Below are 21,113 nucleotides of genomic sequence, written 5' to 3'. Positions count from 1 at the left end.
GAACCCCTGAACAATTCCGTAATATCTCTGCGGACCTTGAAGCTTGCAGATGTTAGGTGCAGCTGTGGCCTTCAGGGCAGGCTCTCAGAGCGTTCACACTCTGCGTTGCGACTTTTTGAAGGGACTAGACCTTCCTTTAAAGCCGCGCCTTGATTGTAAACCGTTCTGCAAGCCAGAGGTATCACGGAATTATTCAGAGGCTCCCTAAAGCCCCAGCATCAACCGGGGCTCATGTGAGGGTTATCTGAGAGTGTTTTCTCAGCTTTCCTCAGCTTCTTCTTCAGTCTCTTTGCTGCCGAAGAGGTAATCGCTGGTATCGGACAGGCGAGAGGTGTTATTTACGCTGGAGCTGCTGGTGTAAGACGCGCTGCTGCGGGCGCGGCTCGCGGGCTTCTCTTCTGCTGCGGGCAGATCAGGGTGTACCAGACGATCGGAGAACTCCTTGTGGCGCTCTTTCATTTCGGAGTCGGTATCTACCATATCCATGGAGCCACGGAATTTACCGCCGTCGTCCAGCTTGATTCGCGGTGCAATCAGGTTGCCGTTGACTTGGGCAGTGTTGCGGATTTCGATCAGCTCATCAGCAAGTGCGTCACCATCCAGAGTGCCTTCCACAACAATATTTTTTGCGTGAATATTGGCAGTTACAGCGCCGCCAGTGCCTACGGAAAGGTTGTGACCAACCATAATCACGGTGCCATCGACAGTGCCTTCTACGTGCAGATCCTCGGTACCGATCAGCTCGCCGCGAAAGTTAATTCCTTCACCCAGCACTGACTTGGAGCCTGAGCCCGAAAGAGATGATTGCTGCTCAACAGCGCTCATGCCTGCTAAAAATGGAGTGGAGTCATTGCTTTTGTCAGTGCTCATAGAAATAAGTCTCTCTGTTGTAGAAAAGTCAGCTGTTGTGTCGATTGCATTGATGGCCATAATTAAAGAGCTATCGCTGCGTTGGGTTTTTGTTGAGTCTAAAAAAATACAGTGTTCAAGCGCGATTAAATACTATTAATCTCAAGCTCTGCTTGTCGGGGCGTTAGCCAAATTTATCAGAATAATATTCCTTGCACTTATTTTGCAGTTTTGCGCTGTAAATGCTTAATTGAGGCAAGGTTAGGTTGTGAATGCTTTCTTCGCCTAAAATATCCTTGCATCTACCCCTTCCCTGTGGTGCCCATATTTTAAGATCGACTTTCCCTGTCCCTTCTGTGCCGTTTTTTGTCCCTTTCGTAGGTTTTTAATATGGTTTGTCTGTGCAAACCACACCAGGATAAAAGAGGGGCCTCTCTTGATCTTAAGCTACGATTGATTTTGGCGATTGCTTTTGCTATCGCTGTATTCTATCTATTTACTTCAAGATAAAACTTGTAAGTGAATAATTACTTCCTTTTGCGGAGGGCATACTTCTCATTGTTTGCTGATGGGTATTGAGCCGGTTGGGCATAAATCAATAGATGATTGGAGTTTTACTACCTACAGCGAGCTTGCCATCTTGTTTTAGTCCGGCAATCAATCAAGCTGACCTCGACTTGAATGTATTGAATTTAGCACGAATTGCGCGCAAAAAGTGTGACGCAAAGCACTTTTTGGGCGTGACATTAATCGTTATTGGGTTTTCTATCTATTCGGGTTGGGGCTTAAAAGATTTCTGTGTAATGTGCTGCAATTTTTTGTAAAGAATAGTTTTGATCGGCTTAACAGGGAGTTTGCGAATCTGAACCTTCTAGCCTGGATGTAAGTGTGTACTTATTTGCATAAATGTTACCGAAACTCTCTGGTTTTTTTAGTGCAGAGTTGCAGGTGGCTTTTTGATGGGGGTAAATCATTTGCCGCTTGTTTTTTGGCCCCATCTATGCAGGGTAGGGCCGAAAAGTGTGTGCTTTTGAGGTTGCGGCGAGACTGAAAGCCAAGGTAGTCAGAGAATGTAAGGTTTCATTTTGCTCAAAATATAACCGGGCAATGATCTTTAACTTATAAAATCAGGGTTTCAACGTGATCGAGCGAGCTATATGAAGACTAAGCCGAGTTGGCTTCCCGGTAATAATCCCGGTAAGGCGTCAAATATCTTTCTTGTAGTCGCGATAGAAAGAGAGGGCAGAATAACTTATGACGTTGTTTTTAGGCGTTACACAAGGCACCCCGACACCTATTCCTGGGTTGATTTGGGCGTGAATCCGGCTCGAATTGTTGGATATACTCCTTTAACTGCTCTTGTGGGGTGGGGCACAGGAGCGGATGGCTACCCGCGTTTAGTGGATGGTAATAGCCGCACATTTTTGGGTTGGACAATTGGGGAGCCCAGTGATCCAGATCAGCGCTATATTGTCTCTTTAGCTTCTCAATACGCTGTTCAGGAATGCATCGCGGGTGATTGGGTTTTACCAACAAAGAAAGAAGCCGATTGTGGCTTTGAAAAATATATACCAATGGATAGCTTCTTGGATTACATCGCTGATTATCTTCCTTTTGCTGAATAAAATAGCTGAGAAAATTTTGAGCGAGTGGTGCTTGGTTAAGTGCTTCGGAATGCTTAAATATTAGCTTAATATCTACAGGATAGATCTGCGGTAAAATGTTGTCCGTCGCAGTACAAATAAGTCTGTTTATAATGAGAATGTGAGGGGGTGTCAGATAGCCATGAAAAATTTCTTAGCAACCTTGATCGCCCCCTTAAATATTTTTCTAAAATTTATACTCCAAATTATTTTAGATTGATTTTCCCTTGGAGGTAATCTACAGCCCCTCCTTTTAGGGTGACCCTGTCACCTTTCAATTCGCAGTGAATTAACCCGGTTCGTCGGGACAATTGGCGAGCTATAAGTGCATCCTTTTTAAGTTGCTCGCTCCAGTATGGCGCGAGTTGGCAGTGTGCAGACCCCGTTACCGGATCTTCATTTACTCTTAATTTTGGGTAGAAACATCGGCTAACAAAGTCTACTTCGGCGCTATCCCCGGGTGCAGTAATCACAACCCCCCGCTTATCTAACTGAGAGAGCTTTACAAAATCTGGAGTTGCTGACCTTAGGATCGCTTCGCTCTCTAGAACTGCAATATAGTCATAGGCGGAGAGGACTTTTTGAGGGGAGACACCAAGCCCCTCCACAAGGGCTTCTGGTATTTCAGTAGGCTCCGGAATGGTAGCGGGGAAATCCATACTATAGGCGGCTCCCGATTTCTGCACCGAGAGAAGGCCGCTTTTACTCGCAAACTGGATGGTTTGGTGTGGATATTTCAGGTGTGTAAAGAGGACGTGGGCGGCTGCAAGTGTGGCGTGCCCACATAAATCTACTTCGGCCTCTGGAGTAAACCAGCGCAACGCAAAAGAGTCTCCCTCGCGGACAAAAAATGCAGTTTCAGAGAGGTTGTTCTCCTCTGCGATTTTTTGCAGCGTACCCTCTGAAAGCCAGCTCTCCAGGGGGCATACTGCTGCCGGGTTACCTTCGAATACCTTAGAGGCAAAGGCATCTACTTGATAAATTGTTAGTTCCATTAGTTTTATCCTTGATCGATGGAAGCTCTTTTTTATCTGTTGGGGGGAGATCAGTGTGATTGGATTCTTATGTAACTTTTCCTGCGGGGACAAACTTTTTTAAGGCTGGGGGGAGTTTGGCTACTAAGAGACTTCTAGCCGGGTGCCAATATGCTGAAAGTAATAGAAGTGCTGCCCCCATAAATACGCCTGTTAAGGCGAGGCTATAGCCTGTGCTGCCATAGATATTAATCAGATTGGCAAGGGCATAAAGTACATAGACTAGCGATGAAACCATAAGGGCGCGTCGATCAATCACTAGTGAAAACAGTGTAATCACCAAGTACAGAGCCAAGACGAAAGCCGTGTTGAATAGGCTCTCATACCCATCGAATACTCCCAGAGTTGAAAAAATGGGGTGAATCATTAGCGGAGCGGAAAGAAGGTGCAGCCAAAAAGCAGTATCGGATCTGCGTGTTGTTCTGTTTGTGTCGGAGGCATCCCAGTACATGGCGAAAACGAAGGTGAGAAGCCCCAGGAAAAATAGAATTGCACTAATCCAGTTCTGGCTACTGGGGAGAGTCAGCATAGCTGTAGATGCAAGCAGGGCAATCAGTGCTGCAGTACCAACGGCTATAGTTATTGGTACCCTAAAGCGCAGCCAATGCAGATAGGCCGCGATACTAGCGATAGCAGAGGCGGTGGATAAAGACGCAAAATCAAAGCTTTGAGATTTTGGGAAAAGCGACAGGGTAAGAGCAAATGCACCACCAACAAATGCAAGTAATAGCACTATAGCCGGTAAAGCCATACGCCTTTTACGCACAAAAAATTCAGCTATAGCCCAGGATAGCAAGGTGAATACCAGTAAGCCTAAGCTGTTGCTGCTAGTTAGTGAATTTAGCAGCCAAAGGGAGGAGAAAAGAACCAGAAAGCAGGCAAACACGATAAATATATCATTGAAGCCGCCAATCAGTCTGAAGTTTTCCTCATCTGTTGTGGGTGAGTGCTGGTGAGAAGCTATTGCGGCTCTAAAACTTGCGACAGATTCAGCTGTGAAGATCTTTTTATCTACTGCAAAGTTTAAGTCTTCATCCGTATACATATTTATCCTTTATAAAATGGAATTTTGAGGTAAAAACAGTTTAGAGAGCTGTTTATGGGCTCCCTAAAGCCGGGTAAAGCGGCTTTTGTAAATCAAACCGCTGGATAGGCGTATAATGTCGAGAAGGTCCTCGGAGACAAATTGTGTACTCCATTATGCCCGGCTTCTACCAGAAATCGCTATTTAGTCCCTAATCGCATTGAGTCTATTGGCTAAAACAGCCACCCTGTTCTAAATGAAATGCCGACAAAAGCAAACAAAACCGATAGGACTGTAACGGGAATAATATGGTATGCCAGTGAAACCAGATTCCTCTCGGAAAGGTTGGGGATGATTCGCAGTCTCGCATCAATGGCCAGTAAGAAAGTGCAGGCCAGAAGTGTTAGCTTAAAGATTAACAGGCGGGCAATGGGATTGGAAAAATTGAACCACTGGGATAGATCGGGCAGTAGGGTAAATGAGAGGTAGAGCCCAGATAGTATTTGAATAATGAGGGCGGGAATACCGATTTTCTCGTAGCTGTTTTCAAATCGGGAAATAAAGGCAATATCTTTATCCCGTAAAACTTTTGGCAATATTGTGCAGGCCAGTATCAAGTGCCCACCAGTCCAAACTGTGGCTCCAAGCAAGTGCAAAAAAAGTACTACGTTATACATCCTGTCCCCCAGACAAATCCTTATCGGGGGACTATAGCGCTAAAATCTACGGGTGTCTGCTGCCAAATGGGTGCAGATAGGGTGGGCCCTACGCCTTGGGCTCCGGTCGCGACCAGATCCAATAGGCGCCGCAGCTGATGCCGCCAATGGTAAAGCAAAGCAGGTAAATATTGCTGATATGGAAAGCGGCAAAAGCTAAGGATATGGCCATGGTTAGGCTGGCCAGCAACTTTGTGCGGCGGCTCACATAGCCGCTGCGCCAGGTTCGCAATAGGTGGCCAAACAGGTGGTGCTCCTCAATCCATTGGTGCAGGCGCTGGGAGCTGCGTGATGCGGCCCAGGCACCGAGGACAATGAACATGGCGGAGGGGAGGCCGGGAAGAATGGCCCCAATAATGCCCAGTGCGATAAAAAAGCAAGCGGCGGCACCCCACAGCCAGCGCATCCAGCCCTTTGCCAGTGGCGGGGTGTAGGACACTGCACTGTCTTCAGTGGGCTCTTTCATTCGGTACCTCTAATTTCTGGCTTGTTGCAGCATTGTTTCATCAAAATAACAATAGGTGTCCACTGAGTTAGCTTGTTTTCAAGTAACTGGTCCTGGGCTTTGCAAGTAGAGTTGTTGAGGCTCTAGTGCAGGGTAACGGATTATGTGGACTATTTCCTCTTTCTTGGCTGTATCGCCTTGTGGAACAATCGCCGAATATTGTGCATTGTCTTTCACAAGGCGAATTTTTTAGCTTAGCGAACAAAAAACTCTACTGGCACTGCCATTACCAGGGGATCGCCGGGGACATCTTCCGGTGGTTTGGGCAGCGGTTCTGCCCTGCGTACCAGGGCTACGACCTCTCGGTCGAGGGCCGCGATGCCGCTGGCTCGATGTAATTCGACATCCAGCACCTTGCCTTGGCGGTCCATGGTGAAGCGCACCCACGGAATGCCTTGCTGCCGCCGTATTTGTGCGCTGCGCGGGTAGCGTTTTCTCCGTTCCAGGTGAGCTTGCAGTTGGCTCTGCCAGGTTAGTCTGGCCTGGGATTCTCGCTGATTAAGCGCCCCCACCTCAGGTGCGGCAGCCTGCTCAGCCTCCGGTGCTTCTGCGGCAAGCGGGGCGGAGGTCTCTTCAATAACAGTTTCACCAGTGGCATTTCCTGTGGAGTCCTGCTGCTGTGCAATCTCCTTTTCTTCTGCGGGCTCTGGAGTTTCTTCTTCCTCCTCTACCGGAGGTTCCTCTTCGGGCTTTTTGACCGCGAACTCAGAGGGGGCTTCCGGTAGGACAACAGGCTCTGGCTGTGCGGTAGTTTTTTTCGGCTCACTGCGCTGCTGGGTAGCGGGAGAGGATTCCTGCTGTTGTGGGCCGATAGGTAGCGATGTGGGGGAGGCGGCGGGCGCGGCTACCATGCTGACTTCAAATACCTGTGGTGCTGCGGCAGGCGGTAGCGCCAGCTCTGATTGGGGTTGCCACAAAAAATAGGCGGCGACCAGCCCGTGAAGGGCTAGAGCACTGCAAAAGGCGATAAGCGATAATAGAAATCGCGGGCGCCTTGTCGATCTTGCCTTCGGGCCAGCGAGGAGACTCATGGGGTTGCAGCCGCCGGTTTATCCAGCCCCACCAGGGCGATCTTATGATACCCGGCGTTTGCGAGCCGATTCATCAGATCCATTAGGTCTCCATACTCGACTTTGCTATCGGCGCGCAGCAAGATTTGCTGTTCGGTACCAATTTCATAAGCCTGAAGCTCTGTAGCCAAATTCTCCCGTTGAATAATTCGGTCCTCACCGAGTGTGAGGGTGAGGTCTTTTTGTAGGGTGAGGTACTTGGGGTCATCTGCCGGGGGCTGCTGGGGAGCGGCAGCAGAGGGCAGATTGACCGGCACGTTCACCGTAGCCAGTGGAGCCGCAACCATAAATATAATTAGCAATACCAACATCACGTCGATAAACGGTGTGACATTGATATCGTGCTGTTCCGGCAGCTCTTCGCCGCTGCCGCCTTGTAGATTGAATGCCATTAGCTGACACCCTGTGTCAGGGGAGCTATGCGCTTTTTAGTTTCGCCAAACTGCTCGGTGAGGGGGCGCGCATTGGGGTGGTGGCGGTCTAGATCGCGACTAATCAGTACCATTAATGCGGTAACGATATCGGCCAGTAGGGCTCGATAGTTGCCAATAGCGCGGGAGAAGTAGTTGTAAATCACCACGGCTGGAATTGCCGCAACCAGGCCTATCGCTGTAGCCAGTAGGGCTTCTGCAATACCCGGGGCGACCACTGCCAGGTTGGTGGTTTGGGTTTTTGCTATCCCGATAAAACTGTTCATGATTCCCCACACGGTACCGAAGAGTCCGACAAAGGGGGCAACCGAACCGATGGTTGCCAGGATGCCGGTACCTCGGTTCATATCGGTGGCGAGTGAGGCTTGCACGCGCTCGAGGCGAGCTAATACGCGCTCTTTTAGGCCGTCATCAGAAACCGGACCGTCGGCAGAGAGCGCCAGTTCGTGGCGGCTGGCTTCCACCAGTAGCAGGGCGCCGCCGGCTTGGCCGGACAGCTTTGATTCGGCGCTGGCAAATGTCTTACTTTGGATAAGAATTGCCAGTAATTGTTTGGTTTTGCGGCGGGCTATCACCAGCTGCACGGTTTTAAACAGCCAAATTGCCCAGGTCAAAACAGAGGCCAGCAACAGGCCGATCATCACGCTTTTAACTACGATATCTGCGGCGTGATACATTCCCATCGGTGATAAATCGTGGGCGCTGAAAGCGGTCTCGCCGATATTGGCGGCGCTGGGGGAAGGTGAATTAGTTTGATCTTTTGCCAGTGCTACAGTGTTTTCTGTATTTTTTTCGGGCGCAATTTCTGAGTGGTTTAGGACGCTCGAGTGCGAATTATCTTCCTGAGAAAACGCCGGTAATGAGGCCGTTGTGCTAGCTAGTAGACACAAAAAAATTATTGTCCAGATCTTCATTACCGACTCCCGACTTCTGGTAAAAATAAATTTAGGCTGTAGCGGGCGCTAGCAGCTGCTCGACATTTTGTCGTGCAAAGGCAAAGGCTTGTTTGGCCCCTTCGAGGGCGGTTTCTTTTTGCTCTTCGCTCAGTTCAAGCGCGTCTAGCGCGGTTTTAAATTGGCGCCAGTGTAACCCGCGACCATCTTCGTGTCCCGCTAAGTGGCGCGCCCCGAAAGTTTCCGACAAATCCAGATGCTTGCGCGCATATTTGAGAAGGAACGCTGCTCCCAGGTTGGAGCCTTCGACCACGTAGAGCCAGCCCAGTGCGGTGTGGAAATCGGCAATCGTAACTTCTGTTGCCGCCTGCTGATCAGCGTCCAGATCGCTCTGGGGCATCTCAAAATCAGCACAATCCTGGAGTACGGCTGCGGAGCGATCTCTCTCTTTCAAACCCGGCAAAAAATTATTTAATTCGTCGCTTTGAAACCACTCGGATACCGCCTGGTGCAGGCGCGATTGAGTGCGAACAAACAGTGCATAGCGCTCCCGGTTGGAAAATGGTGACAGGGACATAATGCGTTTATCGAGGCTTTCGTGCGTTGTGTTGGTGCCTTCCTTCAGCCAAGCGGAAAAGGTGGGCTCTGTCGGTTCAACGGTTTGGCATTCAGCGGGATTGGTCACGGTTTTTTTCCAAAACAAATTAAACAATAACCGCCCGGTTAATCCGGTGGCTTTGTATGGGGTGACGGACCAAATTGAAATTAACCCATCCTTTTAATCAAAATTTTTTTAAAACTCCCCTTGGTTATTCCAAATTGATATAAAATTTTTAGCCGGCCCACTTTAAGTGAGAATAGATATCATTTACAGTCCCCGCCCTCAAAAGAATACAGTGCAAGGTCTGAGTTTTGGCCCCTGAAACCCCTTCAACTCCAGGATTTAATGAGCTTTACCAAGAGCACCACGAGTGGCTTGTTCGCTGGATAGCGCGCCGCACCCCGGGTGTTGATAACGCTCAGGATTTGGCCCAAGACACTTTTATGCGTTTGCTGGACCGCCCGAGCCTGCCGGCGGGCATCCGCAGCCCCAGAGCCTGGCTGACCAAGGTAGCGGGCAACCTGTTGATTGATCAGGCTCGCCGCCAAGTGTTGGAAAAAAATTATTTGGCATTGCTGGAGAGCTTGCCCGAGCCGGAGTGGCCCTCCCCGGAGGATAAGTGGGAGCTGTTGGGGGTTCTGGAGCAGATCGACCAGCTACTCGGCGGTCTGCGCCCGATTGAAAAGACCGTATTTTTAATGGCGAGGCTGGATGGCCTGACCTATCGCCAGGTGGCAGAGCAGCAGGGGCTGAGTCTTTCGTCGGTGGAAAAATACATCGCCAAGGCCATGCTCAAATGCTATGCCGCTGTTTATGAAAATGAATAACTCCCTGCGCACACGGACTTTGCCAGCTGATGTCTGATTCCACCGATCAAATCAAAGAAAAAATTCCCGAGGCGGTTTTGCTCCAGGCGGTTAGCTGGCGGGTGCGATTGGGGTCTGGAGAGGCGCTTGATTCTGAGCGGGATGCGTGCCAGCAATGGCGTTCGGCTAATCCACTGCACGAGCTGGCTTGGCAGCGGTTCGAGCGGATGGAGTCCCCTCTGAATAAAGCGGCGAGCCGAGCCCCTCGTTTGGCGCATGCCACTTTGGCGCAAACTGATGCAGAGGTTCGCCGCTTGAATCGCAGGGCGGCACTTAAAACGATGGGTGGGGGTGCCCTGGGCTTATTTGCCGTCGGTTTAGTGGGCTATGACAGGGGGTTGGTGGCGCGTATTTCTGCGGATTTCTCCGCTGGCGCAGAGTCGGCCCACTACACCCTGAATGACAGTAGCCAGGTCTGGCTAAACGCTGACAGTGCTATCGAGTGGAAATCGGGGGCTGAATACCGCTCTCTGGTTTTGAGTCGGGGCGAGATGCAGCTCACCAGTGCTGCCGACCCTCGCCCAATGCGAGTATCTGTGTCTCAGAGCCAAATAGTCTCTGCCGGCTCGCGCTTTTTCCTGCGCAATGGTGGCGATCACACCATTTTGCAGATTTTGGAGGGCGCCGTGCAGGTATTTCCCAAGGTGGGTGGCCAGTCTTTTGCCGCGAAAGCGGGTCAGGCTTACCGCCTTTCTGGCGGAGAGGCCCTGGCCTTGGATGGCAAGATGTTTGATTACAGTGGCTGGATTGATGGCGTACTGTCCGCCCGCCGTATGCCGCTGGCCGAGCTGCTTGAGGAGCTGTCCCGTTACCGCAGCGGCTTTTTGCGCTGCGATCCCAAACTGGCCAATCACTTGGTCTCGGGTGTTTTCCAGCTGCACGATACCGATATGATTCTTAAGACCCTGGCGCGTTCCGCAGGTGCTGAACTGCGCTATGTCACTCGCTGGTGGGCGGCTATCCAACTTCCCAGCTGATGGAGGTTGCCCACCTCTCAATCCTTCCCTTTTTGGCTCCGTGCTTGCCCGATAATTTTGGAGGCAGTTGCTCTTAGCCTCTGCCTCGGATAGTGCCGACAAAATTTATCTTTTGGTGCTTATTTTTCCTTTTCGCGACGCCCAAAGTGGCCGATTTCCCGTTAAAGCGAAAAAAAACAAAATAATTCTCATTTAGATTACGGGTTTTTGATTTTCGTTCGGCTTCCTAGTTATACACCTGAGAATAGGAAGCCGCTTAAATGCAGTCCCGCGCCCCCAAACACATTTTGCCCACCCTGTTGGCACTGTTGTTGGCCGTAGTCCCCGTGTCGAGTTTTGCCCAAGCTCAACAGGGTAATACCGCACTGATTGAATTCAGCTTGCCCGCTGGCAACCTGGGTGACGTGCTCAATCTGTACTCGCGCCAAGCTGGGGTAACGCTCTCTTTTGATGAGAGTCAGGTGGAAGCGATTTCCGTTCCGGCATTGTTTGGCAGCTACCGTGCAGAAGAGGCCCTGTTGAGTCTGTTGCGCGGTACCAATCTGCAAGCGGTTCCAGTTGGTAGCGGTGCCTGGTTGATTCAGCCTGCTGGCGAGCAGGGTTTGATGGTACTGGACAGCATCCAGATTGAGACCCGCGATAGCGATGAAAAAGATCAGGTATTTCGTGAAGCGGGCTCAGTAAATATCCTTACCCAGGAGCATATTGAGCGTTTTCGCGGTACCAGTGTCGGTGATGTTTTCCAGGGCACCCCCGGTGTTTTGATTAGTGAAAACCGCAATTCGGGCGGCTTGGATGTCAATATTCGCGGGATGCAGGGACAGAGCAGGGTGCCTGTTTTAATTGATGGCAGCCGTCAGGAAACGACGATTTATCGCGGTTACTCGGGTGTTTCCAGTCGCAGCTATATCGACCCGGATCTGATCGGGTCACTGCGTATTGATAAGGGCCCGGTAATGGGGGCCGAGGGCACCGGTGCTACCGGCGGTGTTGTCAGTGTAAGTACTTTGCGCGCTGAAGATGTTGTAAAACCCGGCGAATTGTCGGGCTTTCGCATTCGTGTCAGCGGTGTCGGCAATAACACCGCCGCCCCCGAGGCCGGCACCTATGCTGGTTACCACCTGCCGCGCAGTGCATACCGCTCCGACTGCCGCTTTGCTAGCTACTGTACCGATGAGTACCTAATGCCGGACAGTTTTGCCCCGGATTACGGTATGGACAGGCCCAGTTTGTTGGATTTTGAGGGCTATGCAGCGAGCTTTGCCGGCGCCCAGCGTTTTGAGTGGGGCGATTTGGTGGTGGCTCACGCTCAGCGCGAGCAGGGGAATTACTATGCGGGCACCGATGGCCCCACACCGGAGGTTGTCATTGGTGAGCCTGAAGAATTGGCTTGGTATACCGAAACCCCAGTTTCACTGGAGAGTGAACTGGGGGAGATCACTTACCGTGCCGGAGAGCGCATTCCCAACACCAGTTTTTCCAGTGATTCCTGGTTGCTAAAAAGCAGTCTTCACCTGCCCAAGGATCAAAGCCTGGAGTTGGGCTATATCCGCTATAGCAGTACTTATGGCGAAATGATGCCCTCGCAGGTTATTTCTCTTTTCGGCCAGGCGCGGGAGTGGCTAAACAGTGATGTGCTCAACCAAACTTACACCGCGCGCTACCGCTGGCAGCCGGTGGAATATGACTGGGCCGATTTACGTATTAATTTTTGGCATACTGATTCGGTCACTGACCTGAATACTCCAAGTGTGAACTCCATCGATCTGGAAGACAATACCGCACGGACTGATGATTACCAGCGTTTTGGTTTGGATATTACCAACAGTATGCACTTCTACCCCATGGGTGAGCTGCGCTGGGATTACGGTATTACAGCCCAGTGGGAAGACTTGGATACTGATACCCTTGAAACTGAAGGTTTTTATGCCGGCTCCCGCAGTGGTAGGCGCGATGAGTACAGCGTCTTCACTAGTATGAAGTGGCAGCCATGGCCGGAGTGGACTCTGGAGTCGGGACTTCGCTACACCCATTTCTCTTCAAAAGACAATAATCCCCTTCCGCTGAGTACCGATTCCGAGGGTTGTGTGGACGATGGTGAGGGGGGCTGTGAGGATGTTTACTATAGCAATAGTCACTCCGGTACCACACCAATGGTGGTTCTGACCTGGGAGCCGAGTAAGGGTTTGCAGTTCTATGCCCGTCATGCGCAAGCCTTGCGTATGCCGAGCCTATTTGAAAATACTACCGGTTTTTCTGTGAGTCCCGCACTGGATATTTCCCTAAAGCCTGAGCATGCGAAAAATAATGAAGTTGGGATTAATTATCTCAATGGCCAGTTATTTGAGGCTAACCACCAGCTGCGAGTGAAAGTTGCCTACTTTGAGAATCATGTGGATGACTATTTGACTCGCACTCAGACCAATGCCTGGGAGACAGAGCTGGATGCTCTCTTCGACTTTTTCCGTATGCGCAATATCGAGAGCCTCGACCTTGAGGGTGTGGAGTTGAATCTTGGATACGATGCTCACTGGTGGCTAGTTGAGCTGAGTGGCACCAAGTACAGCCATATTGAGGCCTGTAATATCGGCAGTTATGTGCGCTATTACTGTGCTAATTGGGGTATCGAAGATAGTTATATCAATAATATGGTCCCACCCAACTGGCATGCCAGCGCGCATCTTGGCTTGCGTTTACTCCAGGAAAAATTGGAGCTGGGGCTGCGCGGCACTTTTACGGGTGAGCGAAATCCCGTTTCCGATCACAGCGCAAGCGCTGGATTTACTGAGCCGGTGTTGTGGCAGAGCTATCAGCTCTGGGATGTTTATACCAGTTACCAATTTAACGATAGTTTTTCGGTAGATTTCACTGTCGACAATATCACCGATCAATATTACATCGATGCCTTGAGCCTTGGCCTTGTTCCCGCACCGGGACGCACGGCGAGACTCAGCCTGACTTATCAATATTAATTGTTTGGAGTACCACAGATGAAAAGAGCAGTAGCCCTTGTCGGCATGCTATGTCTGTCTCTCGTACTGGCCGCCTGTGGTGGCGGTGGATCGGGTGGCAGCTCAAATAATAAACCCACCGCCAGTATCAGTTTGCTGTCTCCTGTAGACACGACCTTCTCCCTGGCTGATGGAGATGTCACTGTTCAATTGAATGGTACTGACAGTAGTAGCCCAAGGGATGCAAACCTCAGCTACCGCTGGGAGTTGATTGAGTGGCCTGAGCTCAGTTTTGCAGAGCTGACTAGCTCGGAAGATGCCTACACGGAATTTACTGCTGACCTGCCGGGCGACTATGTAGTAAGTCTGATTGTGGATGATGGTACCGAGACCAGTGAAGCAGATCGTCTGACTTTGACTGCGACCAGCCCGAATCCTGTGGCGATTACTGAGCCTGTGCACAGTATTATTCTGGGAACTGATACTCTGGGGCTCGATGGCAGCTTAAGTACTCCTCCAACAGGGGAAGTAGGGGACCTGGAATACCTATGGACCTTGGTTGAAAAGCCTCTGGATAGTGCTGCTTACCTGACTAATAGCGACTCTATTCAGGCCACTTTGCACCTGGATATTGAAGGTGACTACAAGCTTGAGTTGGTTGTTACCTATAACGGAGTTGCCAGTGAGCCCGCAGAAGTATTGGTAACTGTTTCAGCCGGTGACGCTCCCCCCGTTGCGGTAACAGAAGACCAGACGATTACTCTCGGTGAGGAAGTGGTACTGGATGCAAGCGAGAGTTATGACCCGGAAGGTAATGCTCTGCAATACCGCTGGAAGTGGGATTTCAGCCCGGTCGAAACTGATGGTGTTCCGGTTCCCGAATTGGAAGGCGAGACAACCTCTACTCTCAAGTTCACTCCGATTGCAGCCGATACTTACAATTTGATTTTGTTTGTTTTTGACGGCGCTAGAAAAAGTGAAGAGCGTGAAGTTACGATTGTTGTCGAAGCTGACTCCGAAGCAGAAGTGAATGAAGCTCCGATTGGTGAGATTGAAGCTACCGGTTACTACCCATCCTATAGTATTGGTGAACAAGAACTGGGTCTTCGTGCGGAGTTTACTTTTGTTGGCTATGACCCCGAGGGTGATGCCCTGCAAATTATTGATGCAGAACTGATCGAAAAGCCTGAAGGCAGTGCTGCCGAGTTGGTTGATATTGGTTCCTGGAAGCCGCTGGGTAAGAAAATCCAAGAGCTGGATGTGGTTGGTACCTATCGCGTAAGCATGACCGTTTCTGACGGAACCAACCAGATGGACCTGGAAGCAACCATGGAGGCCAAGATCGGTGGCGTAAATGGCTATCCTTCTACTCGCAGTGTCGACGCCCAGTCCAAGTCTGTTTTGGTGGGTGAAGCTCTGGTCTTTGATGCATCCAGTAGCGACCCCAATGATGATCTTATGACTTTCCACTGGGAGTTGGTAGACAAGCCCGATGGAAGTAATGCAGTGATTGAGGCAGTCACTGAGCCGGAGAGCGGAGAGCTTCGTCGAGCAGAGGTGATTACCGATGTACCCGGCTCCTACACGGCGCGCCTGATCGTAAGTGATGATCGCGGTATGTATGCCAAGACTTACTCTGAGGATGATGGTCTTGCCAAAGAGTCCAATACCGCACCGGAAATTCGCGCTGTAACTTGGACCCGTAACTGGGGCAGTTTATCGACTGGGGAAGATTACTATCAAATCTTGCCGTGTATGTCTCTGCTGCATCGCCCGGTGGTGGTTGATGCCGATGGCGATGAAGTTTATACCTACGACGAGTTAATTAGTGCTCCGGAGGGTGGCGAGCACACTAGCTACCCGGACAGTGATGACTGTGAAAACACAACGGGCACGGTGTTTTCCAAAGCGGGCACCTATGTATTCCGCTACTACGCCACGGATTTGATTGACGATGCTCCGGAATATGATTTTGTTGTTGAAGTTGAGCCGCTAAGCGATGCCAAGGGTGTGCGTTTGCGTAACATCAACTCTTGGGATGAAAGTCTCTGGCTGCCAATGCCCTATGAAAATATCCCGACTTATGGCACTCCGTCTAGCTTGCAGTGGGATACTTCTGCTACAGAAGAAGAGTATTTGCAGTGGTCGCTGACAGCAGCTGATGCCGACTACACTATTGAGAATGTTCAGGTTCAGCATATCAATGGTGACCTGGATAGTTTGACACCTTGGTTTGAGGGGTTGGCAGAGGGGCAGGTAATTAGTGAAGGGGAGTCTCTTGAGTTTAAGACCTGGATGCCCGCTGTTCCCTGTATCCGCACTGATGATAAAGCAGAAGGTTTCCACTTCTCTTTCAACATCAAAGAGATCCCTGAGCTGACCTTTACCTATGAAACCTGGGTGGCGGCGGATGATGGCATCTTTGGTGACTGGAGAGAGTGTGAGGCGGGAGAATTAGATTAATTTTTCCGAACATGCTGCTGTATTTAGATGTGCTATTTTGTTAGTTATATGACGATAGCAATCTCTACGAGAAAGGGCATCTGTTAAGGATGCCCTTTTTTGTTGGGGGGGGGGTAAATCAGCTATATTTGTCCTTTAGGTACATATCTATCTAGTAGCACCACTCACATGCACTATTTTCCCATTCGATTCAAAGCAGTTGATCATGACTCCCCATGGGTACTTTATTTGTTCAGTTCTGTTGTACTCGTAGACGATACACTGAGGGTGATTACGACTTATTTGCCGTCCCATAGAGAAGTTAAATGAGGCTTGAGCAGCACAAAAGATGTGTACCTTTTCTACTCCATCACTGTTTAGGCGCTTTAATAATTCACGAAACTCTGATTGGAAAGCTTGTACTTTTTCCAGAGACCTCATGTTATCGTATTTAATATCAGGCATTGTTACGCGAATACAAGGAAATGTTGGGGCAACTTTTCGAACGTCCTCAATGCTAACTGGATGGCTTATCTCCATGATTAAAACTACCTCAGATGTAGCTTGATAATCCTTAAGGTCAACAATTGGTTTATTGCTATCACTATATCCTCCCAGCTGATACCAAGAGCTCTCGTCTCTATCATAATCCCATGTAACTAGTTTATAAGTATTTCCGAGAATATAACCCGCCAGAAAACCAAGAGGGACTGGAGGGGTGCCTCCGTAGTGAATTGTAATTTCTCTACTGCCTGCCTGCTGTATTTTTGACCTTAACGTGTCTATAAGCGAATGCTTCGTAAGTGATGTGGCCCCATCGGGATCACTCACAACATTATTTGAATAATATGGATACAAATCAATTGGTAAAGTATCACTACCACCAGGCAATCGGGAGACTGAATTTACCAAAGGGCTGCCGAGTTTTTCTCTTAACGCCGTATGCTCAATAGTTAGATTGAGTATTTTTCTTCTTTTTTTAATTATGTAAATAGATTCCCCAATAACCATCAACAGACCAATAATGCCTACACCTGTTAACGCCCATTCTAAGAAGGAGCTGTTATTGTTAGCTTCTATAGACACTAAGGTTGTCGCGCCATCCGCAGTTCTATGCATTGCCTCAACAGAAGCCAGATTAGCCCCGCCAAAACCTGTCATGCATAAAAAAATACCTGCCTTCATTACTAAATTAACTGGCTTTGTAAGCCAAGTTAATATCTTCCAGGAGAATGATTTTAAAAAATTAATAATATCTTTCATTTTTGATTGTATTTTTCCAGCTTAATTAATTTTCCGCTACCTGCATCTCCTTCCCAGCAAGCTAGCTCTTTAGTTCCTAGAATTAAGAAGTAGAGCTTGTTGCCCTCATAAGTGTCATTTTCTAGTACATTAAGCCAGTCCCTTATGTCTGTTTTCGAGGGGGTCGGGTAGGGCTCTGGGTGAGAGTGCCAATTGCCAATATAAGCGTAGGTAGAACTCGATTCACGCCACTTTCTATGAGCATACTTTTCATGTCCTTTGCCTCGATAAAATGTTGTGCGCGTCCTCCGGTCTCCTCGCATTGGCCTTGAAATATCATCAACAGCAATATGTGTGGAAGCGAGCAGGTGTCTACCGAGGAGCAGCCCACCTCCCTCGAGCGATGTGCATTTTAGCTGTCGGTATCCTAAAAGCGATTTAACTACCTGGTCATCAATTATTAGCCGGCACCCATCAGGCTTACTGAACCTAATGGTCTGATCCACAGGCTTTGCAGTTGTTGGCAATATAGCGATGTTCATCTTGTAACTGTTTATCTTCTGCTTTCTTATACCAAACCGATGCTTGGTGGCCATTCTCTTCCAGCTCTTCAGACGCACCTCTCCAGCTGTATATAGTATTTGATCGATGCCCATCGAGAACTCGTACCACAGCACGCGTTGCTAAAACTGATGTTTGTAAAGCGTCTAAATTTGAATACGGAGTAAATACACCACTATATCTACCAATATGCTTACTTATTGTTTGGCCCTGCGCTATGAAGCTAGTTCGTGGATGGGGCTTGAACCCCGATGATCTGGTGTAAAGGCATTCCAAACAACCTCTTTCCCCCGGGCAGGCAACTTGCATCACATGCCCACCAATACCGAATCCGTCCTGCCATGCATAAATTACTGGAGTACTGATGTCGGATTCATGGTGATGGATATTCAGCGCTAACTCTGAACTAAAGTCACCTGTTGCTGATATCACAGCGTCGTAATTGTTCAGATCAATTTCCTCAATGAACTGGCGGATATTTGCTCTTGCAGTTAAAACCTTGACTCCTGGTATGTTTAGCTCAATTTCCCATCTCAACGCATCCACCTTGGGGACCTGTTGAATAGAATCAATAAAATTTGCACCTAGTGCATGGCGATGGATATTTTCCGGCGTCAATATATCAATATCAATAAGATACATCTCACCTACACCCGCCTTAGCCAAGTTCATGGCAATATGCGATCCAACTGATCCACACCCAAATAAAAGAACTTTTTTTTCTGATAAGCCGGTGTTCGCACCGCCTCGTGTTTTCAAATACGTAGGCGATTGATTTCGTAGATGTAGCGGCATAACACTCCAGCCTGCACTTGAAGCCTTAGCTGGATGTTGAGCTTTCTCTTTTCGGTGAAAACGCACTCCCCATAGGGCAAGTTCACCATTAGGCTTGGGGTGTGAAAAAACAATGCTAAAAAAGTTCGCCCATTTTTCACTTTCTATCCAACGAAAGTACTTCTCAAGGACATTAGGTTTAGCATGATTTTTTATAAGATCAATGATATCTTCCGCAGTCCACAAAGACAGTAAGGGTGGTGGCTCTATTTTATCAATAAGAGGTATATACGGTATTTTTCTCTGCTTTGCTCCCTTGATCCTGTTTATCGGTGCGTATAAAGTTTTCTCGTTTAGCTTTTCATCGATAACGGCTAAGATATTAGGGTTATTTGTCTTTCTGGAATTTTTAGTATCTTCAAATGCAGTAAGCGTTTTAAACTCACTGCCCAATTCAAAGAAACATAGAGTCGTTGAGTAGTCAGAAGGAAGGCTTTCCCAATAGTCTTCAAATTCCTGGTGCAGGTCCATTCTTGAAGAGTCTTCTGAGTGCTCTTTTAATGTAGCAAGTGCTTCTACTATACATCCTTTCAGGACACTCACAGGATCTCTTATGTCTGCAGCTAATCCTTGAGTGTCTTTATAGCAAATACTACCCTTCCAATTCAGATGTCCGAAAGGAGCAAATGGTGGATCTACTAGCAAGGATATATTAGGCAGAACATAGGGAAAATCATCAGGGATACTAATAGCTAAATCCCAATACATTTCTTCGTATTGGGCAGAAACTTTATAGATAGGTAGAGAGCTGCCCGGTATGGCTAATGCTTGATTCGGCTTGAACTCTTCAAAGCTATTGATATAGGGAAGCGACTCAAAAGCCGCTTCTATAACTGCAACATCCAGATCCATTAAGAGGAAGAGCCTGTGTTATTAATACTAATTGTTGCAGCCTTTGCTGTTTCCGATACTGGCGGCACAGGGAAATTGGGGAGATGTTTTTTAATCTCTTTGCATCCCTTGTCAATTCTTTCCTCTTTTTCTGCGAAAACTAAAGCTTCTTTTAGAGCTTCAAGTTTTTCTTTTAACTCTGTCATTTGACGGTCAGTAAGCTTTTCAAATACATCGTTACCTGGCGTTACTGGTAAGAGAACTTTCAGTCGATATTGCGATTTGCCATTGTCATCAATACCAACCCAGTTAAATGACCCAATGATGTTCGAGATCGTTTTACGTAAAGCTATCAGATCATTGGGGGTATCTTCATAAGTATCTATTTCAGGCGAAAAATGATCCATTGCCGCCAAACATAGCCCGATACTCGGTACGGTATAACTGCTAAATTTCTTGCTCTTCCAGGCTTTAAGATACTTTACGATACGCCGAAATTGGTAGCGCTCACTATCATTTGAGTATTTCCCGTTAATCTCTTCGTTCAAACCCTCGGGATCAGATTGAACCCAGACCTCTGAGGAAGCGCTCTTACCCCAGGCAAGATCATATCCATTTGAATCATCACGCTTTACATAGACAGGCATATCAACATGGTAATCAGGCGTCCCATTTTTCATGTACTGAGTAGTGATACAGGGGTTCTTGATTACCGGAGACCTGCTGGTATGCTCAAGAGCTTCTTTCACCAGCTTCTTAAGCTTCATTGCACCAATGTCATCCTTAGTGCAGTCAAATAAAACACCAACATCAATGTCGTAGTCACCATTTGCCGGGTTAATGCCTGTATAGGTAGCGTAAGAGCCTTGAAGCAGGTATTTATCAACACTTGGAGCGTCATCGTTGTTTTTCAGTGCTGCTTCAAGGTTCTGCTTTAGGATCTCTCGCTTTTCTCTCAATAGCTCTTTTTCGTTTGAGAGTTTGATGTCATCATGAAAGGTGTCAAATTGTTTCTGTAAATCAGCCATATTATTCTGCTCGCTTCTACTTAAGAGTTTGTACGCTGCTGTAATCCCTAGTGCTCCTAGGGCCACAATTGCCAATGGATTCATAAAGTTAGTGCCTTAAACAATCAACCTGGATGAACAAGCAAACTGGGTATGTAACCACTCAAGATGGCAGAACCATCTCTGTACAAGCTGTGTTTACTGAACAGGGAGGGGGAGAAGCGATTGATCAATGCTGTTGTACACTGCGGAATATCTCTGCAGATTCCATGAATGGACTGTATTTTTACTAGATTACTCACTTACCAAGCCTCCATATGCCACGTTATCAACGTTATTTCTCTATACCTGGAGGCTTTTTATCGTATTCATGCCACTCTTGGTCATTTTAAGAGATTTTTTCTCCTTAAGTCGTAGGTTATATTATCACCAATTATTTTCAGTGCAACCCATTTAAGAGATTTTTTCTCATTAGGCGCGCAAAATATGCCAAAATAGACTGAAAGGATATGTTCTTGGAGGGAGATTCTCCTTAACTGGTTAAAAAACATGCTAATAAAATTTCGTGTAGGCAATTTCAGCTCTTTTCGTGAACCCGTTGAATTTTCGATGATTCCAACACGGGAAAAAGCTCAT

The 21,113-nt window shown here is 48.3% G+C and carries 18 protein-coding genes; 5 read left to right on the top strand and 13 right to left on the bottom strand.

The genetic code is table 11. From position 1 onward, the window contains the following. Positions 1 to 258: 258 nt before the first annotated feature. A complete protein-coding gene (locus ACJJIK_RS06385; RefSeq protein WP_444930614.1) occupies positions 259 to 870 on the bottom strand; it encodes a bactofilin family protein in 612 nt (203 codons plus the stop codon). Positions 871 to 2,006: 1,136 nt separating this feature from the next. On the opposite strand from ACJJIK_RS06385, the gene ACJJIK_RS06380 reads away from it, so the two are divergent. Further along, complete coding sequence (locus tag ACJJIK_RS06380; RefSeq protein WP_444944525.1) at positions 2,007 to 2,474, top strand: hypothetical protein; 468 nt, start codon at positions 2,007 to 2,009, stop codon at positions 2,472 to 2,474. A gap of 224 nt (positions 2,475 to 2,698) precedes the next feature. Here the strand turns inward: ACJJIK_RS06380 and ACJJIK_RS06375 are convergent, their stop codons facing one another. The 8 genes from ACJJIK_RS06375 to ACJJIK_RS06340 form a co-directional block, all read right to left on the bottom strand. Then, positions 2,699 to 3,580: a PhzF family phenazine biosynthesis protein gene (locus tag ACJJIK_RS06375; protein ID WP_444944524.1), complete on the bottom strand. Its 882-nt coding sequence runs from the start codon at positions 3,578 to 3,580 to the stop codon at positions 2,699 to 2,701. Then, a complete protein-coding gene (locus tag ACJJIK_RS06370; protein WP_444944523.1) occupies positions 3,555 to 4,571 on the bottom strand; it encodes a hypothetical protein in 1,017 nt (338 codons plus the stop codon). The genes ACJJIK_RS06375 and ACJJIK_RS06370 overlap by 26 nt, the downstream gene beginning before the upstream one ends. 212 nt (positions 4,572 to 4,783) lie before the next feature. Beyond that, entirely contained in the window at positions 4,784 to 5,227 is a 444-nt protein-coding gene (locus tag ACJJIK_RS06365) for a CopD family protein (RefSeq protein ID WP_444930618.1), read from the bottom strand. A gap of 88 nt (positions 5,228 to 5,315) precedes the next feature. Beyond that, positions 5,316 to 5,732: a YbaN family protein gene (locus tag ACJJIK_RS06360; RefSeq protein ID WP_444930619.1), complete on the bottom strand. Its 417-nt coding sequence runs from the start codon at positions 5,730 to 5,732 to the stop codon at positions 5,316 to 5,318. Between the two features lie 233 nt (positions 5,733 to 5,965). Next, positions 5,966 to 6,802, bottom strand: coding sequence for an energy transducer TonB (locus ACJJIK_RS06355; RefSeq protein ID WP_444944522.1), 837 nt, complete (start codon positions 6,800 to 6,802; stop codon positions 5,966 to 5,968). Next, complete coding sequence (locus ACJJIK_RS06350; protein WP_444930621.1) at positions 6,799 to 7,233, bottom strand: biopolymer transporter ExbD; 435 nt, start codon at positions 7,231 to 7,233, stop codon at positions 6,799 to 6,801. Before ACJJIK_RS06350 ends, ACJJIK_RS06355 begins: the two co-directional genes overlap by 4 nt. Further along, entirely contained in the window at positions 7,233 to 8,186 is a 954-nt protein-coding gene (gene exbB / locus ACJJIK_RS06345; protein WP_444930622.1) for a tonB-system energizer ExbB, read from the bottom strand. Before exbB ends, ACJJIK_RS06350 begins: the two co-directional genes overlap by 1 nt. A 31-nt stretch (positions 8,187 to 8,217) precedes the next feature. Beyond that, the gene (locus ACJJIK_RS06340) at positions 8,218 to 8,850 is read right to left on the bottom strand and encodes a biliverdin-producing heme oxygenase (RefSeq protein ID WP_444930623.1); all 633 of its coding nucleotides are present in this window, start codon (positions 8,848 to 8,850) and stop codon (positions 8,218 to 8,220) included. 227 nt (positions 8,851 to 9,077) lie between these two features. Between ACJJIK_RS06340 and ACJJIK_RS06335 the strand changes: the two genes are divergently transcribed. The 4 genes from ACJJIK_RS06335 to ACJJIK_RS06320 all read left to right on the top strand — a co-directional run bounded on the left by ACJJIK_RS06335 (position 9,078) and on the right by ACJJIK_RS06320 (position 16,023). Further along, complete coding sequence (locus ACJJIK_RS06335; RefSeq protein WP_444930624.1) at positions 9,078 to 9,593, top strand: sigma-70 family RNA polymerase sigma factor; 516 nt, start codon at positions 9,078 to 9,080, stop codon at positions 9,591 to 9,593. A gap of 29 nt (positions 9,594 to 9,622) precedes the next feature. After that, positions 9,623 to 10,609 (top strand): FecR domain-containing protein, encoded by a 987-nt coding sequence (locus tag ACJJIK_RS06330; RefSeq protein ID WP_444930625.1) that lies wholly within the window; start codon positions 9,623 to 9,625, stop codon positions 10,607 to 10,609. 260 nt (positions 10,610 to 10,869) lie between these two features. Further along, on the top strand, positions 10,870 to 13,581 hold the full coding sequence (locus ACJJIK_RS06325) for a TonB-dependent receptor domain-containing protein (protein WP_444944521.1): 2,712 nt from the start codon (positions 10,870 to 10,872) through the stop codon (positions 13,579 to 13,581). 18 nt (positions 13,582 to 13,599) lie between these two features. Then, the gene (locus tag ACJJIK_RS06320; protein WP_444944520.1) at positions 13,600 to 16,023 is read left to right on the top strand and encodes a PKD domain-containing protein; all 2,424 of its coding nucleotides are present in this window, start codon (positions 13,600 to 13,602) and stop codon (positions 16,021 to 16,023) included. A gap of 147 nt (positions 16,024 to 16,170) precedes the next feature. On the opposite strand, the gene ACJJIK_RS06315 is transcribed toward ACJJIK_RS06320, so the two are convergent. From ACJJIK_RS06315 to ACJJIK_RS06300, 4 genes are read right to left on the bottom strand one after another with little or no spacing between them, the layout of a single operon-like run. After that, positions 16,171 to 17,265, bottom strand: coding sequence for an SAVED domain-containing protein (locus ACJJIK_RS06315; RefSeq protein ID WP_444930628.1), 1,095 nt, complete (start codon positions 17,263 to 17,265; stop codon positions 16,171 to 16,173). Further along, a complete protein-coding gene (locus tag ACJJIK_RS06310) occupies positions 17,262 to 17,786 on the bottom strand; it encodes a Mov34/MPN/PAD-1 family protein (RefSeq protein WP_444930629.1) in 525 nt (174 codons plus the stop codon). Before ACJJIK_RS06310 ends, ACJJIK_RS06315 begins: the two co-directional genes overlap by 4 nt. Beyond that, positions 17,734 to 19,491 carry a ThiF family adenylyltransferase gene (locus ACJJIK_RS06305; protein WP_444944519.1) on the bottom strand — a complete coding sequence of 586 codons (1,758 nt, stop codon included), beginning with the start codon at positions 19,489 to 19,491 and terminating at the stop codon, positions 17,734 to 17,736. Before ACJJIK_RS06305 ends, ACJJIK_RS06310 begins: the two co-directional genes overlap by 53 nt. After that, entirely contained in the window at positions 19,491 to 20,498 is a 1,008-nt protein-coding gene (locus ACJJIK_RS06300; RefSeq protein ID WP_444944518.1) for a nucleotidyltransferase domain-containing protein, read from the bottom strand. The genes ACJJIK_RS06305 and ACJJIK_RS06300 overlap by 1 nt, the downstream gene beginning before the upstream one ends. Positions 20,499 to 21,113 lie beyond the last annotated feature (615 nt).

The organism is Microbulbifer regidiadema (SeqCode) (assembly GCF_052466995.1).
This window is presented reverse-complemented; position numbering and strand designations above follow the sequence as displayed.